Origin of the sequence: Chlorogloeopsis sp. ULAP01 (genome assembly GCF_030381805.1) — a bacterium.
Lineage (GTDB): Bacteria > Cyanobacteriota > Cyanobacteriia > Cyanobacteriales > Nostocaceae > Chlorogloeopsis.
Genome location: NZ_JAUDRH010000012.1, coordinates 84514 through 101178 on the forward strand (window position 1 = coordinate 84514; position 16665 = coordinate 101178).

General features: G+C 41.4%; 15 protein-coding genes and 1 pseudogene. 7 read left to right on the top strand and 9 right to left on the bottom strand.

Features of this window, described 5'->3' with window-relative positions; translation table 11 throughout:
• Positions 1-12: 12 nt before the first annotated feature.
• Positions 13-1059 carry a hypothetical protein gene (locus QUB80_RS22690; protein ID WP_289791773.1) on the top strand — a complete coding sequence of 349 codons (1047 nt, stop codon included), beginning with the start codon at positions 13-15 and terminating at the stop codon, positions 1057-1059.
• Positions 1060-1151: 92 nt separating this feature from the next.
• Here the strand turns inward: QUB80_RS22690 and QUB80_RS22695 are convergent, their stop codons facing one another.
• From QUB80_RS22695 to holA, 4 genes and pseudogenes are all read right to left on the bottom strand, one after another.
• A complete protein-coding gene (locus QUB80_RS22695; RefSeq protein ID WP_289791774.1) occupies positions 1152-1802 on the bottom strand; it encodes a hypothetical protein in 651 nt (216 codons plus the stop codon).
• Positions 1803-1893: 91 nt separating this feature from the next.
• A complete protein-coding gene (locus QUB80_RS22700; RefSeq protein ID WP_289791775.1) occupies positions 1894-2805 on the bottom strand; it encodes an IS982 family transposase in 912 nt (303 codons plus the stop codon).
• Positions 2806-2889: 84 nt separating this feature from the next.
• The gene (locus QUB80_RS22705) at positions 2890-3702 is read right to left on the bottom strand and encodes a DNA polymerase III delta subunit-related protein (protein ID WP_289791776.1); all 813 of its coding nucleotides are present in this window, start codon (positions 3700-3702) and stop codon (positions 2890-2892) included.
• Positions 3699-4714 (bottom strand): annotated as a pseudogene (holA, locus tag QUB80_RS22710) (DNA polymerase III subunit delta). The gene QUB80_RS22705 and the pseudogene holA overlap by 4 nt, the downstream one beginning before the upstream one ends.
• Before the next feature lie 447 nt (positions 4715-5161).
• On the opposite strand from holA, the gene QUB80_RS22720 reads away from it, so the two are divergent.
• Both QUB80_RS22720 and QUB80_RS22725 read left to right on the top strand, forming a co-directional pair.
• Entirely contained in the window at positions 5162-5320 is a 159-nt protein-coding gene (locus QUB80_RS22720; RefSeq protein WP_289791778.1) for a hypothetical protein, read from the top strand.
• Complete coding sequence (locus QUB80_RS22725) at positions 5304-5771, top strand: class I SAM-dependent methyltransferase (protein ID WP_289791779.1); 468 nt, start codon at positions 5304-5306, stop codon at positions 5769-5771. Before QUB80_RS22720 ends, QUB80_RS22725 begins: the two co-directional genes overlap by 17 nt.
• 176 nt (positions 5772-5947) lie before the next feature.
• Here the strand turns inward: QUB80_RS22725 and QUB80_RS22730 are convergent, their stop codons facing one another.
• Positions 5948-6244, bottom strand: a complete 297-nt coding sequence (locus tag QUB80_RS22730; RefSeq protein WP_289791780.1) for a type II toxin-antitoxin system RelE/ParE family toxin — start codon at positions 6242-6244, stop codon at positions 5948-5950.
• Positions 6245-6249: 5 nt separating this feature from the next.
• Positions 6250-6492 (bottom strand): ribbon-helix-helix domain-containing protein, encoded by a 243-nt coding sequence (locus QUB80_RS22735; RefSeq protein ID WP_289791781.1) that lies wholly within the window; start codon positions 6490-6492, stop codon positions 6250-6252.
• A 451-nt stretch (positions 6493-6943) separates the two neighbouring features.
• On the opposite strand from QUB80_RS22735, the gene QUB80_RS22740 reads away from it, so the two are divergent.
• Complete coding sequence (locus QUB80_RS22740) at positions 6944-8167, top strand: RNA-guided endonuclease InsQ/TnpB family protein (protein WP_289791782.1); 1224 nt, start codon at positions 6944-6946, stop codon at positions 8165-8167.
• Positions 8168-8223: 56 nt separating this feature from the next.
• Here QUB80_RS22740 and QUB80_RS22745 read toward each other — a convergent pair whose 3' ends face one another.
• A complete protein-coding gene (locus tag QUB80_RS22745) occupies positions 8224-10038 on the bottom strand; it encodes a 3'-5' exonuclease (RefSeq protein WP_289791783.1) in 1815 nt (604 codons plus the stop codon).
• Positions 10039-10315: 277 nt separating this feature from the next.
• On the opposite strand from QUB80_RS22745, the gene QUB80_RS22750 reads away from it, so the two are divergent.
• Positions 10316-10882, top strand: coding sequence for a hypothetical protein (locus QUB80_RS22750; RefSeq protein WP_289791784.1), 567 nt, complete (start codon positions 10316-10318; stop codon positions 10880-10882).
• Between the two features lie 72 nt (positions 10883-10954).
• On the top strand, positions 10955-11176 hold the full coding sequence (locus tag QUB80_RS22755) for a DUF4351 domain-containing protein (RefSeq protein WP_289791785.1): 222 nt from the start codon (positions 10955-10957) through the stop codon (positions 11174-11176).
• Positions 11177-11273: 97 nt separating this feature from the next.
• Here QUB80_RS22755 and QUB80_RS22760 read toward each other — a convergent pair whose 3' ends face one another.
• Complete coding sequence (locus tag QUB80_RS22760; RefSeq protein WP_289791786.1) at positions 11274-12353, bottom strand: hypothetical protein; 1080 nt, start codon at positions 12351-12353, stop codon at positions 11274-11276.
• Between the two features lie 265 nt (positions 12354-12618).
• Positions 12619-12753 carry a hypothetical protein gene (locus QUB80_RS22765; RefSeq protein WP_289791787.1) on the bottom strand — a complete coding sequence of 45 codons (135 nt, stop codon included), beginning with the start codon at positions 12751-12753 and terminating at the stop codon, positions 12619-12621.
• Positions 12754-13225: 472 nt separating this feature from the next.
• On the opposite strand from QUB80_RS22765, the gene QUB80_RS22770 reads away from it, so the two are divergent.
• The gene (locus QUB80_RS22770; protein ID WP_289791918.1) at positions 13226-16543 is read left to right on the top strand and encodes a DUF3987 domain-containing protein; all 3318 of its coding nucleotides are present in this window, start codon (positions 13226-13228) and stop codon (positions 16541-16543) included.
• Positions 16544-16665 lie beyond the last annotated feature (122 nt).

The following is a 16665-nucleotide window of genomic DNA, read 5'->3' on the forward strand; positions in this document are numbered from 1 at the left end:
AGTATAAAATTTGTGGCTACGGGAAGTATATATGTACGTGTTGAATTTTTATCAGTTATGGAAACATTCAAATTAGAGATAGACTTGATGCAACCTCTTCAAGTAAGGTTGGTAGAGTGCAAGTTGGTTTTACTGGCGTTAATGTGGATGCAGCATGATGAAAACCAACAAAGCAATATTCCTGTTGATTATTCATCACCCTTGCTTGTAGATAATTCAGAATGGCGAGATAGGTCTTTTGCTACCCCGGATGTTGAACATTTTAGGAAGGTATCTAATACTGCTCGAATTGGTGCTTGGGATGAGATGATTTTACTCCGTTTGAGTCATTATATTACCCCTCACGTCAATTGTTTGTATGATGCTTCTTTTTATGCGCTTGTAGTGATTGCGATGCATCTTATAGATGCAGAATTGAAGGGGATATTTGTCAACTCCAGCGATCAATATTTTGCTCGTAGATTAGTATACGAAAGTTTTGAGATTTTAGATAAGCATCAATTTGGCGATAACCTTAAGTTTGGTGATGAAATATATTTTACTGGTATTGAAGAAAAAGATAGCTTAAAGTGGGGAATGTTGCTAAATTACCTTAGCTTTAAACTGGCGGCTTTGGGTGAATTTATTATGGGTACTAGCGATATTGATGATGAAGTTGATAATGAATATGATGATTTAGATGAAATTGAAAGGGAAGAGTTTGATAGAAAATACGAACGTTTGCCTGCTGATTATTTCCAATGCAAACCTTATATTGAAAAATGCACTGACCGTTCAGAACTGCTATCAAGATTAGTCCAAAGGGTTGTTTATTACTTATTTGTAGGTAAAGAATATAATGCAAGTCGGTTGGATGAGATAATGTCTATTCCAGTTACTATTCGCTCTACTGTTACTTTTCAATCAAATTTGGCGATTGCTACTTATAGAATTGGTTATTTCATTACTGCTTCAGGGATTGAGGAATGGGCTGATGGCAAAAATTGGTTTTTGTGTAAGGCTTTTTCTAGTTTGATGCCTTTCTATAACCGAGGTAAGAAAGATGCTGCGGGATTATAAATAAAGAAAAAATCAGGATTATAAAGATAATTCTGATTTCACTTAATTCATGGTTCCACAGCTATCACTGCCTACCCAGTAGTTGCTAGTTGTTAAAAAAGTGATAATTGTGGGTTGATTTCTTCTAAAGTATTTACCTTTTTAGGGAGTTTTTGTTTGAGCCTTTTACCCCATTCACTACTTGCATTTTTGATTACACGAGTGCGGATATCGGTGGCGAGAGTGTCATAATCGTGTTGGATTTGTTTATAATCAATAGGAGTTGTACCAATGATTTTCCATAGATTTTCGTAATCATAATTTGGGAATGGTTTGTGCTTGATAAGGGTGGTATGACTTGCCCAAAAATATACGTTATTCCACTCCCAAGATAGCGGAACTTCAAATGTGATTGGCATCATCACAGCAAGTACTTCACTTGGCGTAGCAAGTTTACCTGTTTCTCCTTTATCTACTTCTTCTAAGATTGTATCTAATCTGTCGATTGCTATTGCTTGCCATACCCAATTGGGAATAGTATACCTCCATTCTCGTCCATCAGTAATTATCGGGCCAGCTAAATACTTTACTAACTGCACTTCAACTTCCGCTATTTCTAGCAAACAGGCAAATACTTTTCTATCCATTCCCATACTGGCTAATACTTTGAGCATTTTTTTAAGGTTGGGAGTTACTATTTTCTCTCCTTTCGACTTACTATTTTTGATGGTTTGTTCGATATCGAAAAGGGTTTGTTGTTGCATTTTAACCTCCAGATAAAAAGCCGCCAGTTAGTAGTAATTAACTGACGGCTTAGTGTGTGTAGCAGTATTTTCTTAACGTGAGTTCGACGAATTAAAAAACAGCAGGAGGTAGAGCAGGTAAGTTTTTGGGGTAAATATCAAGTGAAGGTTTTTGAGGCAAATAGGTATAAGCAGCCAAACCAGCCATCAAATTGACCAAAAAGTTAAAAACACTACGATGGCGAGAATGTTCTATCTGACACAGGTTTTTCAAGTGGTCATGAACTGATTCAATGACTGCACGCTTGCGTAAAAGAATTTGATCAATGAGTTTTACCAAGCGGTTTTTCATGTTCTTTTTGGATTTGGTCACGAACTGTAAGCCTCGTGCATACAATTCCTCAAAGAGTCTTTGTGAAATATATCCTCGGTCTCCAAATAGTTTACCAATCAAGTCCTTAGTCATATCTGGAACTGGTTCTCGGTCATCAACATTTGCAGGAGTAAGTTGAAATGCCAGCAGTTCTCCACAGTCATTAATAATTAAATGAAGTTTAAAACCAAAGTGCCAACCCACCGAGTTTTTACCCCATTTGACTAATCCTTTAAACACTTTGTGTGCATGTGCGCGGCATTGATGACAAACTTCGATAGGAGTGGAATCGATAAAACTAATCCCTGTAATTTCTCCCGTACGTGTATGTAAAAAGCAACATAGCAACATCAAACACCAAGGCATCAATTCCACAAATCTTGTATAGCTTACTAAGTTGGGAAAAGCTTTTTTCCAACCTGGTACTACCTGTAGTGTGTAGAACTCCTTAAATGTCCTATAACCACTGCCATGAAACGCTATCACTATTGTTATCACTTCACTTAGATGCATTCTCGATTTGCTGCGTCTCTCTCCCGTCATCGATGGTAGCTGCGGCACTTGTTGCCAGCACTGCTCCCATCTTGAGCAAAAATCGTCTACATCACAGAAAATCTGGGTTACATCTAGGCGAGATACAATTGTGGACATAGCTGAGACACTCTTGATTTTTTCTTCTAATTCTAGTCTCAGCTTTTTTTTGCACCTAAATCAACCCGTCGAACTCACGTTTTCTTAGGGCATGAGTAACGTATCCCAGATATTTCTAGGTGATACTGAAAAGCAAAGCTGCTTTCTTGCTTGATTGAATTTGGCAAGGCTTCCCGTATTTTTGGTCTTTTTCCACCAGCTTGTCTGCAAGTAGGTGAGTAATAAAGCTTGAGTTTGTTTATCCTGCTTGCTTGTCCAATTACTTACCTCCAGGGCTGTTATTATGTCTAGTGGAGGTACTTGCAGTTGGTCGAGTATGCTTTCAGGTATGGAATTTAACAGCTTGTGGAATGCGATCGCACGACCAGGGCTTACCGAACAAAGTTTGAGGATGTCTTGATGCAGGCTGATTTTATAGCTCTCCAAGATAGTTTTTACTTCATCAGGAAATAGTTGACTAAAAGGTACTATTTGACACCTACTTTTGATAGTAGCTAGTATATTTTGAGGTTGGGATGTGATGAGGATAAATACACCCTTTCCTGGCTCTTCTAAAGTTTTGAGTAAGGCGTTGGCAGCGGCGGGTGTGATGCTATCGCACTCATGTAAAATTACAACTTTTCGCTCACCCTCGATTGGGGAAGTTGAAACGAAGGTGATGATTTCCCGTACCTTTTCTACACCAATACTGGAATTATCTCCTTGGGGATGTATTTGCAGTAAGTCTGTGGATGCCGAGATATAGGAGGCAAACACAAGAGCAGTTTTAGTTTTACCTACTCCCTCGGTAGTACTAGTAAATAGGTAGGCTGGTGCAGTCTTACCGCTTGCGATCGCACTACTCAAAATAAGTTTTGCGGTATGCTGTCCGATAATTTCGGTGAATAAATTATTCATAAATTGCAGATTTTGATGATGCTAGGAGTAAAGTTGTCAATTCCAGTTTTGAGTTCGCCCTCAACTTGAATAAGTGCTACTAGGCTTTGTTTAAGTTTGGCGGTACTTACGGTTTCAACTTCCTTCTTGAGGAAGTACAGCCTTTTGGGGTTGGTTAGTTCAGCAAGTGTTGAGATTTTGTTATCGGGCAGTTTTCCTTCTACCCCAGTTTTGGTAACAAGCCAGGTACGGAAATAAGTTATGAGAGTGGCGATGATTTTGAGAGGGTGTTCGTTGTTACCTACCAGGCGGTGGAGTATTTGCGCTGCTGCATCTGCTTTACCATTTTTGATGGCGTGGCCAAGTTCGGTACAGTTAGTATTGTTATTGCTAACTAGGGCTTGTACATCTTCTAACTTTAGTTTTTCTCCTTGAGCGTAGATAGCAAGCTTGGCGAGTTCTCTATCAAGCCGTGCAGTATTGTTGCCAATTGCCTCTACAAGATAGCTTGTGGCAGTGGGAGTAAGTTCTAGGGAATAGGTTTTTACTGTTGTTTGAATTAGTTTTTCTATTCCTTGTTTATCCCAACTGGCGATCAGGGGAAATTCTTCAACCTCTACGTACTGGAGTAGTATTTTAACGGCTTTACTTCTGCCATCTGGTTTGTTTTGTGAGGTAATTAAAAGTAGGTTTTGTTTGGGTACTTTGGAAAGATTTTCTTCGAGAGAGGAAATTACTTCATCCGAGCATTTATTGAATATTGTCCCGTCTGTAATATGGACAATCTTTCCTCCCTCCCCAAAGGAATTGTCATTACCTCTGTTATTATCTGGGGTATTGCTGCCGTTTTACAATCAACTTGGATATAGTTGAATATCTCCCATTCTTGAGTAGTAACATCTTTGATTAATTGTTCTACCCTTTTTGATATTGAATAGGTATCTTCCCCATAAATTAATCTTACTGGCATGGGCAATATACATGTGAATTTCGTTATGGAGATTGCGTTAGCCAGTAAGTAGTGATAAATCATTTATCTTGGTTTTAAATTTCAAGTAAAAAATAGAAGCAGCCAAATTGTTTAAATGTACTTATTTATACTCCATGATTAAAGTATCTCGATTATATCTTTCTTCCTTCTGCCTTCTGCCCTCTGCCTTTCCCCAACCTAGATCACCAAAAGTTGCCAAGAACCGCTAGTTCAAATCAGAACCGAAGAGATTTTACCTATCGACTAAGAAGCAGCAGAAACGGAAAATATACCTATCTTCAGAGTAAGGAAAAAATAAAGTTTTTGAGAAAATTGCCCGGCTGTACAGCCCAAAAATTGGATAAACGGTTAGTGCCGTTCTTTCGTTGTTGATGCTGACTGTGATGAAGCGTCTGGAGAAGAATTAGCCTTTATTAGCAAGCTCTATCAGAAGATAGTGGAGACTCATTCGCATCCCGATCACGATAGAGAAGTTCCAGTGACGCTTAGATGTCATTGGAGCAGGAAGAACAAAATCAACACCTGTTAGCGATCGCCACCGCACTACGCCAACAAAAACTGACGATTATCGCTCAAGGGCTACTTAGGAGGTTTTATTTTAGCCCGCACAAAGCGCGATTTCACCGAGTGGGTGATTCATCGCCTTGAAGTTCAGCCGGATGACAAAGTGCTAGAAGTTGGATTCGGGCCAGGAGTGGGCATTGAGATTCTGGCGGCTGCGGTGTCAACCGGGTATGTGGCAGGTGCTGACTATTCAAAAGAAATGGTTGAGCAAGCCAGAGCGCGGAATGCGAAAGCGAGTGAGACAGGCTTAGTCCAACTTGAGTATGGCTCGGTTGAAAAGCTGCCGTTTGCAGATGACAAATTTGATAAAGCCTTGGCGATCGACTCCATGCAAGTTTGGCCAGATGCAATGGCTGGGCTGCACTCAATGCGACGGGTGATCAAGGTCGGTGGCAAGATTGCGCTTGGGTTTACTCCTCATTCCGGGCAATCGAGTACTGGATTGACCGAGATGCTCACGACGGCTGGCTTTACTGAGGCACATTTGGTAGAAACAGAGGGGTTTCTGTGTGCTGGCGACCAAATAATCAGCTGATAAACGTAAAACTGGCACACAATAATCCCAGGAGGCAATAAGATTTGTTCTAGTTAGATTTATTAAAAATAATAGCTAGAACAAAGGAGTAACCCATCAAATCCATTCAGCTACGTTAGAACTACCTGGACAGCGATCGTATTTCCCTTATGCCTCATAGCGCAGTCAATATCTATCTATTGGTGGAAGATGGCTTTGAGATTACGCGCCCCGTGTAGGATTCTCAAAATTTCGACTGTTTCATTGATGATGCGATAGAAAATCAGGTACTTGCCTTCAATAAGACAAAAGACACCTAGTGCTAAATCATCACGTCTGACACCAACTCTTGGGCTATCAGCGAGAAGCTGGCACTTTTTATCTATTTTTTCTAACAAGCGGTCAGCCGCATCGATGTTATTTTGGGCAATGTAAAGCCATATTTCCAACAGGTCTTCGTCTGCAAGACGAGTACGGACAACTAAAAAAGCCATCAGGTTTAATGTTTCTGGTTGTTCAGCCTGCGCCGTCCTTCTGCTTTCAAGTCTTCAAGGGACATTGAGGAAAAAACTTTTCGATCCGCCTCATCAATGCCTCGGCCAATTTCTTCTTTCAAAGAATCGGTATGTTCTTTCCACAGCTGCAAGGCGGCACAGATGACATCATCGGCAGAGGCATAGACGCCACTAGCCACATTGGTTCTTACCAATTCTTCCAGTTCCGAGGGCAAGGAAATTTGCATAAGCCTGCATTGTTTTCATTTGGGAATATAAGCTATTGTTACTGAAAAGTCCCATTAACAACAACTTTTTTCACCCCGTGTCTGCAAGTACAATACTTACAAGCGCTTGTACGCATCCCAAAAAGTCTTATGACGTCCGTTTGCCCGTTTCCCTGCCTCTACAGTAACAGACCACCTGCGTTGTTTTTTGTTGAGTAGTGATAATTTTATCTTAAATCGCTAGAAGACCTCAAGTGAAGCTTAATCGGAACTTGAGGATAAATAGCCGTCAGAAACGAGACACCCTTTGAGCGAAATCGAGCCAAGCGAGATAAACGCAAAGGGTAGTTGAGTTTTTGACAAAAACGAGACACCCTTTGAGCGAAATCGAGCCAAGCGAGATAAACGCAAAGGGTAGTTGAGTTTTTGACAAATTCCTGGTACTCTAACTAATAGTAACCATGCCAAAAAAATGATAGTCTACGAAGCAAAAGCAGAAGCGACAATAGAGCAGTTACTCAAAGTCAATAAAGCTTTGAGGACTGCTCTTTTTGTTAGAAATTCTTGCTTGCGTTTTTGGATGGATGGTCATGCAAAAAATGGTTACGATTTGAATAAATATACAAAAGTTTTGTCAGACAACCCTGCTTTTCCTTGGGTATCAAAACTCAACTCATCGGCAAGACAGGCAATGGCAGAACGTGCCTGGGCAGCAATCTCTAGGTTTTTTGAGAATTGTAAAAACAAAGTTCCTTTTAAAAAGGGTTTTCCCAGATTTCGTAAACTCCAAACCAGAGCATCTGTTGAATATAAACAAAGTGGTTGGTCACTTTCACAGTGTCGTCAATACATCACATTCACAGATAAGTTTGGGATTGGAACGATGAAACTAAGGGGAACTCGTGACTTAAATTACTATCAGTTAAAACAGATAAAACGGGTCAGGATAGTGCGTCGTGTGGACGGTATATATGTCCAATTCTGTATCGACCATGAAAGAAAAGAGCAGTTAGAACCAACAGGTAAATCTCTAGCTCTTGACTTAGGGCTGACTCATTTCTACACAGATAGTGATGGCAATAAAGTAAAAAACCCCAGGTTGCTTCGCAAGTCCGAAAAAACATTAAAAAAGGCACAACGAAGATTATCTCGTTGTGCCAAAGGTTCTAAAAATCGTGCCAAGGCACGAATTAGATTAGGCAAAAAACACCTGAAATTACAACGCCAGCGTAAAGATTGGTGCGTCAAATTGGCCCTATGCGTAATAATGTCTGCCGACATTGTGGCGTATGAAGATTTACAGGTGAGAAATATGGTGAGAAATCACAAACTAGCCAAGAGTATTTCAGATGCTGGCTGGAGCATTTTCACTCAATGGTTAGAGTATTTTGGCAAGGTGTATGGGCGAGTTGTAGTTGCAGTGCCACCAGCGTACACGACTATTGATTGCTCTAATTGTGGGCAACAAGTTCACAAAACACTCACTACCAGGACACATCACTGTCCACATTGCTCCTACACCGCTTGCCGAGATTGGAATGCTAGCCGCAACATCCTTAACAAAGGATTAGAACTTTTCAGAAATACCGATGGGCAGTCGGGAATTTACTACGCCTCTGGAGAGTCCGATCTCTGCTTGTACAAGGCGACTTCTACAAGTAAATCGTCTCGCAGAAAGAGGAAAATCCAACAGTGATGTTGGAATCCCCGCACAAAACACAGCTTTAGTGCGGGGTGGATGTCAAAACCATCTTAAAACAAAGTTAATTGTTTGTAACTGCTTACTATTTGAGGATTTGCTATTTGCAAAATTTCTTCTCTTTTTCGGGCAACCAATTGGAGATAGTAGTGGGATGAATACTTCTTATGACTGTTTATATTGGTTACTCCCTGGATACTGTAGTAGTAAGTTACGACATCTCCAGTTTTTCCTAGTTTGAGAAGTTCCTTTTCGCCTTCTTTAATTTTGCGGGTGATGCATAACTTTTCTTTGGGGTATTCCCTTGATAAAATCTGAGAACAGATGTGTGCGTAATATTCCTCTGCTGCTGATGTATTTTGAATTAGATAGGTTAAGTACTGAATAGAAAATTCTTTTTCTAATTGCGAGCGATCGCGGCTGCGCCAGTTACCTTTAGTAATGATTTTTCCGTCCGCAAGCCATAGAAGGTAGTTTTTGGTTCCCCTTTCTGGGATAAACATGGCATCGGCAATAAATTTTAGCTTGACGGTTATCCCTTGGGGTAGTTGACACTGAAGTGTAGTGTATACTTCCTCTGGGTTGGGGTGCGTGAAGAACACACTATCAGTATCAACTTCTATGGATGTTGCACTAGCTTTATTGATTACTTCGATCATGAATTGTAATGTGCGCCGACCGTAGGCTGTTACAAGGGCGGCTGCTTCCATATCATTGAAGGGTAGTTCCGAAGTGCCGAAGAACCCAAACTGAGAATTAGCTAGGACTTTGGTGGATTCTTTTTTTTCCTTAGCAACGATATCTCCAGTACTGGCGAGTTTTTCCAACCTCGACTTCTCGGTTACTAAATATTGCAGGATGTTCAATCCGACTCGGTTCGTATCTTTATGAGAGACAATCCCCTTTGACAATATAGTACTGGGATACATGGAACTAATATCAATGTACCCTACCCTTCTATACAATCCTGGTACAGAGTGAGCTATCCCCCCTTGAAATTTATACTTGCGGTCTGGTTTAGGCTTGTAACCAGGATAGTGATGCTCGAAAATTCTTTCCCATTTGGTACCGTTACCAGCGAGGGCTAGTTGCTGGAGGTTCATTCCCGGTACTACCAGTGCTTCGTAATAGTACGAGGGTACGAGCATATTGGCAATGAGTCGGGTATCTTCTAAGTCGTAGGTCAGATACTCCCTGATTTTTTCCCATCCCCTGCTACCAGAACCAGCTTTCCAGCAAACCTTGATTTCTTCATAAGGAAGAACTAATCGAGTTTGCGAACGCAATCCCATTTCCAAAACAGCTTGTTTGAGCGATCGCCCGTTGGTAAGTTTTTTGGCGATAAAATCCCACCTAAGAACGCAGATATAAATGTCTACGTGTTGGCAGTTGCGGATGAATATTTCCCGAATTTTTAGCGGTTCGCCGTGTACTTGAGCAGTTCGGATAGTGCGGGTCTTAGATGCGACTTTAAAGGGGTGAGCAATGCCGTGTAACTTGCAGCGAGTGATGATAAATGGTAAGTCAAATTGCATCCCGTTGTAGGTAAAAATTACTTCTGGATTTTTCTTTTCCAAATGATTGAGAAATTCCGTGATTATTTTCGCTTCTGAGATATCTATAAAAACAGTGGAACACCCTATTTCATCCATACATCCGATGGCGTAAATGCGATTCTCAACTGGGTCTATTCCTGCGGTTTCGATATCAACAAATAGTTGCGAAAGTTCCTGGTATCGCTTTAAGTGTACTTGGGGTTGCCAGGGTTTTATTGGAGTGGGGTCTTTCCAATATATGTCTAGCTTGCTTTCATCTACAACAATTATACCTTTAGACTTTTTAACAAAATCTCTGTGATTGTAACTCATGAATTAGAGATTTTTCCAATTGTATGTATTGGTGGTAATTAATAATTTCTTGCCTCAATAGCGTATGCTTATGTAGTGGTTTAATTATTTGACTTTTTTACAAAATATTTACAAGCCTTTTACCAAATAAAAACCTAATTATTTATCTAGTATATATACTTATACTAATAGTTCAATTTTGCTATAGTTAGTTATGTTATTTAAGAGATTTTTAATATTTTCTATCCTAATTTATCTAGTAGGCTGTTCTCCTAAATCTTCTGATAATACCGCACACTTGAATTTACCAAAACCTGTGGAATATTTAGCTTCCGTATCTCCCGCACCTGCTTCTCAATCTGAAGTTTTGCCAGAGTTATCCGAAACCAAGAAATTACCTGCTGTAGATTCAGTTAATGATTTGATTGATAATTTCCACTTTGATGGAGATGGGGTGAAGGTACGACTTGTTGTTAAGGACGATAAAGGTTGTTTTGTTTGGATAAAACCTTCTACTCCTGATGCAACTGGTGAATTGGTGATGGAGGGTTTGAAACGTGAGAAATTGGGTTTATGGAAAGGGAATAATACCCAAAGATTATTGACTCAATCTGCTCCTAATCAATTGGATGTCTACTCTCCACATGAGGAATTGCAAGCTAGCTATACTAATCCCTCCATTACAAAAGATTTATTGAAAGCACCAGGTGATTATAAGGAACGCACTGCTGGTTTTGACGTTCTACTGCGACGTGATTTGAGTAAGTCTAAAGTAGCACGTACTATATATACTAATCAGTGCGCCCAGTTTACTAATTTTTACTATCGTGAAGAGTTATCACCTTTGATAAGTGAGGAAAGATGAGAGGGAGACAAAGCAGAATATTGCAGCTTACACAGAGATATTAGCAGATTTGAAGTTTGAGAAAGACTTAATTTGTCAATTTTTGGCGAGGATGATATGCAAGAGTCAGTAATTTATCAAGATATATTGCAGAAGGGACAACAACAAAGAGCTTTTTCATTTTGTATGTCCTTAGTTAATGAACGCTTTGGTGAAATTGATTCATCAATCGTCGCACAAGTTAAAGTTTTAAATAAAGAACAGCTAGAAGTTCTGGTCGAGCGCTTTTTAAAATGTCAACAATTGCTGATTTAGTTGCTTGGCTTAACCAACAGTAAAGAAGTTAAGATTTTTATAAAAGTACTAAGTCAGAGATGAAAACTTCGACTTTTTATTTCCTATTTAATAACTATTAATTACAGCGTAGTTTATCAGGATTGATTTGAAACTGTATACTGGTCATCTTCCGCTTTCCAGGTAGCTCTTGAGCATCCAAAATATACCCAAGAGCTTGCAGTTCCTCTATAGTCCGCCACAGAATTTGGTTGTTCCTAGACAGGTTACTGCCCAACAGATCTAAATTTTTGAACAGATATTGCTTAGAAATCACTAAATATTGTGCATCAATTAGCTTATCCCATTTCATTCGGCTAGCAAGATAAACTAGTAGTTTCATCTTGTAGTCATGCTTGGCATTACTCCCCAGCTTCTGCTTAGTGTCTATGCTGTTGGAAAACAGTATGTAATCTCCTGTTCGCTCCGATCCCTCAAAGAATTCCAGCGCCACCGTATAAGCATCTGCCAGTTCATAAGTGTAATCGGCAGCCTTGGCTAAATCGAAGTCTCGTGGCACATTGTCGATTTCGTAATCTCGGATGCGGAGGATACTTTTGACGATGACCTTCGCTCCCATTGTGTTGCCTTTTTTCAAAGACTTAGCGAACACTAGCTCAGTTCTATGGAGAGCAACCAAGTCTTGATTAAGCTGCGATCGCGACCTGGCTGTGAAACTACCATCCTTAGCACGGGTATAGCCCAAGCTTTCTAACAGATCATTGGATCGAAAAGAAACAAGACTTCCGTTGTCCTGTTCTCGCGCTTCCTTGTACAAAAACAGCACAATCGCAACCTGCCGTGGATTTAAAAAGGTTAGCAATGCTTTAAATAAGCGCTGAACTCGGCGATCCTGAATCTTCTCCAGTCCCTTACTAATTCCCTCTTCTGTACAAACTTTCAGATTTAAGTTGGCATACTGGGCTTTCAGTTCCTCCCACTCCTGAGCAGAAAGTTCTTCTAATTGAACACGACGAGTCAATGCGACTTCGCTCTCGTCTTTAGGGTCAGCGTTAACTCGCATTTCTAAATAATAACCATCTGCATCAGCACGGAGAATGGGCTGTTGTACATCAGGGTTTCTAATTGATGCTCCTGCTCTAGGCAATACCATCAGCAGTTGTCCATCCACGGGAAAAGCGGTATGTTCCTTACTCACAACTATTACCTAATTATTGAGCAAATTTTATCAAGTCTGCCAGTTCTAAGCTGCCACACCTCCATAAATCAATAACAGTCTTAGTTAACAAATCTTTATGAAGACCTGTGATTCCGGCGTATGATTTTCACGCTTTTACCTGTGACTCCGGCGTATAGTTTTACCTGTGACTCCGGCGTATAAACATCCCGTTGACCTGTGACTCCGGCGTATAGTTTTACCTGTGACTCCGGCGTATAGTTTTTTGACTCAATTTTTTGAAAGGCTAATACTGCAAACTATCCAAACATTGACCTGTGATTCCGGCGTATAGTTTTACCTGTGACTCCGGCGTATAAACATCCCGTTGACCTGTGATTCCGGCGTATAGTTTTACCTGTGACTCCGGCGTATGAGCCACCTGTGACTCCGGCGTATAAGCGATTTTGCCCCCTTGATATCAAAATCTTTCAATGCTAAGTTTCAAATTTGACAGCCTGCTCGTCATGACTGTCGTCATTTAAAAAGCCGAGGAGAACAGCAATGGTTCTCTCCCGACTTACCTGAAGACTAGGACTTTGTTAAAGTCAACGCAGTGCCAGCCGCGTGGAACAAAAGCCCAGATATACAACTATCTAGACTTTAACAAAATTCCCGCTAAATGGTAAGCGCAGAGAACTTTACTTTTGCTGCTGCTCGGCTCCGTAAACTAAAAATTCACGGAGTTCGCGATCAATGGAAGTAAGCTCTAAGAAAATTGCATTATTTGACTTTATTAAGCTAAATATTGGCATTAAACAGACTTATTTCGCTATTTATTCTATATATCGTAATTATGCATTCACCATCTTCTCTAAGTTCATGTTCGCTTTGAACGAGGAGGGCGCTCAGTGATGATTACACAGCTTTCAGCATTTGAAATTGATACCTCACAAGCGATTAAGCAGCTAGAACTTTTGGGATATCAGCGAGGTGATGCTATTTATGTTCGGGCTTTCTTGCCTAAAGAAGACCCCCGTTACGCTCCTAACACAGGACGCAAAGCTGATAAACTCAACTTCAAACAAATTTTGCAGTGGCAGCAGCAGGGTTACGGCATATATTTTGTGATTAACGGCGGTGGCCATAAAGATGAAGACGTTCAACTGTGCCGTGCAGTCTTTATTGAGCATGATGACCTGGAAATAGAGTTACAGAAAGATTTGTGGCAAACACTTTCGCTACCAGAACCAACCTTTCAAATCCAGACTCGCAAATCCGTGCATTCTTACTGGGTGTTTGAAAAACCCATCCCAGTTGAAGAGTGGAAGCAGTTGCAAAATGATCTACTAACCTACACTGGTGCTGACCCAGCCATCAAAAATCCCAGTCGGGTGATGCGATTAGCTGGTGCGTGGCACATCAAGCCAGGGGAAAAGCCGCAAAGGTGCGATATCATCTCCCAGTCTGGTATTAGGTACACATATGAAAAATTGCGTTCCTCTGTGCCGTTATCGCAGAATCCTGAGTTAGTCCAACGAGAGCGTAAAACAGTGCAATCAGCAGCCAGTGCTTTTGCACACGAGCAACAGTACACTCGGTATGAAGATATCTCTGTACCAGTGCCAGTTGCAGTGCCGCTCGAAGTCTGTCTCTCCAAAGAGTCTCGTACTCTGCTCAACTTTGGGGTAAACGAGGGGGGTCGTAATACCAATGGAGCCAAACTAGCACGAGACTTAATTGGCACTGCCAATTATCTTACTAACATCGGTCAGCAGTTTGACGGCGACCCACAGCTACTGTTGCAGGACTACGCTAGTCGTTGTAACCCACCGCTACCAGCTAAAGAAGTTGATGCTATCTGGAAGTCAGCCGAAAAAGACCGCCCTAAACCCAGCTGTACTCCTTTATGTGTGGAAACCTGTATTAAGGCTTGGTACTGGAACACTTATATTAAGCCGAATCAAAATTTCTTGGCTAGTTCTGGTAAACCTGCTAGAAATCCTGGGTTTGGTAATGTTTCCAGTGTTGGGAAAAAGCCGCTTATTTCAGATGCCGCACTGCACGAACGCATTCTAGAAATTTTGAGCAGTTGTGATTCCGAGTCAGGGCAAGCGATCGCATTGATGGAGTTGGCGGCTTCGGTGGGGTGTCCCTATCGGCAGATTGAGCAGCTAGTTAAGCTACTTACTTTTGAAGTAGATTTACAAACTGACACTTTAGTTGCCACGCAGAAGCTTTCATCTTTGCTTAAAACTCATCCTCACCAACTTGACCTTACCCGATTGCTTGAACCTCAGTTCGCCCAACTTCTGATTGATACCGCTAAGGCCATGCCGACAGCTCCTGAATTTTTATTTACGACACTCTTGGGAACTGCGGCATCTCGAATTGGATCGGCAGCGCGAGTAATTGTAAAGCCATCCGCAAAGTACGCTCAACCGATGGTGATGTGGACGAGCATTGTAGCTGAATCTGGTTCTATGAAAACTCCAGCCCAACGGTTAATTATCGATCCCTTAGTGGAATTAGAAGCTGAGGCTTTTGAGCGCTATCGGATGGAACTAGCTGATTACAACAAGCTGCAAACAGTGGGTAAAAGCAAAAAGCAGGACGACTCACAACAGGAGCCAGCAATAGCACCCACTCGCCAGCGCTATCTAACTAAGGACAGCACACTAGAAACATTGCAGCGAATTCATAGTGAAAATCCTCGCGGACTGCTGTACTACCGGGATGAACTAGCAGGGTTATTCAAAGCCCGTAATCAATATCGCGGTGGTTTAGGGGCTGATGAAGAGCAGGAACTCGATCAATTCAATGGGTCTGCAATTATCTACGACCGCTCAGACAAATCTGTATGCTTACCTAAAAGTGCCATCTCACGTACAGGCAGCATCCAGTGGGAAGTTTTAGCTACTATAATGGGTGACCACAACGACTGCAACGGCAATTTTGCCCGATGGCTGTTCTGTGCTGCAAAGTCTCCCAAACGTTATCTGCGGTTAGTTGGAGAAAATACTGCTGTCGATACTGGTATCTCTCAAGGACTACGTCAACTTTACATAAAACTCGGCCAGGTGCCAGAACAAGATTACTTCCTAAGCACGGAAGCGGCTATGTTGTTTGAGGCGTGGCAGCATTCTCTCGTAGATGTCCAAGTTGCTGAGGAATCTTATGGACTGAGGGTAGTCTACCCCAAGATTGAAGCTTACACCACAAGGTTGGCACTGTGGCTACACATCGTCAATGCTGTCTTAAGGGGTGAAACTCCGAGTCAAGTCATCTGTGGTGACACGATGGAAAAGGCCATTGAGCTAGCAGCTTATTTCCTGTGGCAGCATAAATTAATTCATGCTCAAAACTCTCCAGAATCTGGGCTGACATCTTGGGGTCTGAAAATACAGAAAGTGGCTGAACGTCTGGGAGGGGCTACAGCTTCCATGCTCAAGAGTAGCATCCGCGCTTTCCGCAAAAAACCGACTTTTGAAATCCGGCGACTGATGGAAATGATGGCAGCAGCAGGTTGGGGTCGTGTTGAAAATAAAGGGTCTAACTTAGTCTACGTGCCAAATGGTGTGCCACTGAGTGAGATTGACAAAATTGACATAAATTTGACACCTGTGTCAATCCAAAAAACCCAAAGCACTCCTGGATTTGACAAAGAAATTGACTCATTTGACATAAATCTTAAGGCACCTGTTTCTTCAGAGAAAGTCACTAACTGCCACTCAAATTCCTCATTACGATTGGAAGATGTAGAGTTACGTCAATTTGTCAATTCAAACGCTCAAATGCCCACCGAAGAAGGCACTGACTTGATTGACAATAACTGTCAATTGGAGCGTCAATTGTCAACGGATGAATGGTCAAATATAGAATTTCTAGGCAATAGTCACGATCATGATTCATCTCGGTTGCTTCGAGGAAATGATGTACCAACTCCTCTGCCATCAAATGGTAATGTTACGGAAGCACTAGTTGACTTAAATTTCCCGAATGCTACCGCCAAGACAGAGCAAGACGTGAACCCAACAGTTACAGGTAGGAAATCAAACAATCGCAAGCTTCAGCCAGTCGAAATTTTGACGGCAGCTGGGGAGTGGATTGGTGGGTATTTTATTGATGCTTGTGTCACTGTTGCCAATTTAGTAGGGCGATTTAGTTTATTTGATGCAGAGGGGAGAATGCATGTCTTTGAAGGACAAATCCGAAGAGCATCATCAGGCTAGGTGCAAGCACAACTTTAACACCTACTTTTGTTACATTTATCGCAGTATCTTGTGTTCAATTTTACTCAAAAGTAAGGGGGTGAGACATACTGTAAAAACGGATAATAACTGTATATTAAGCT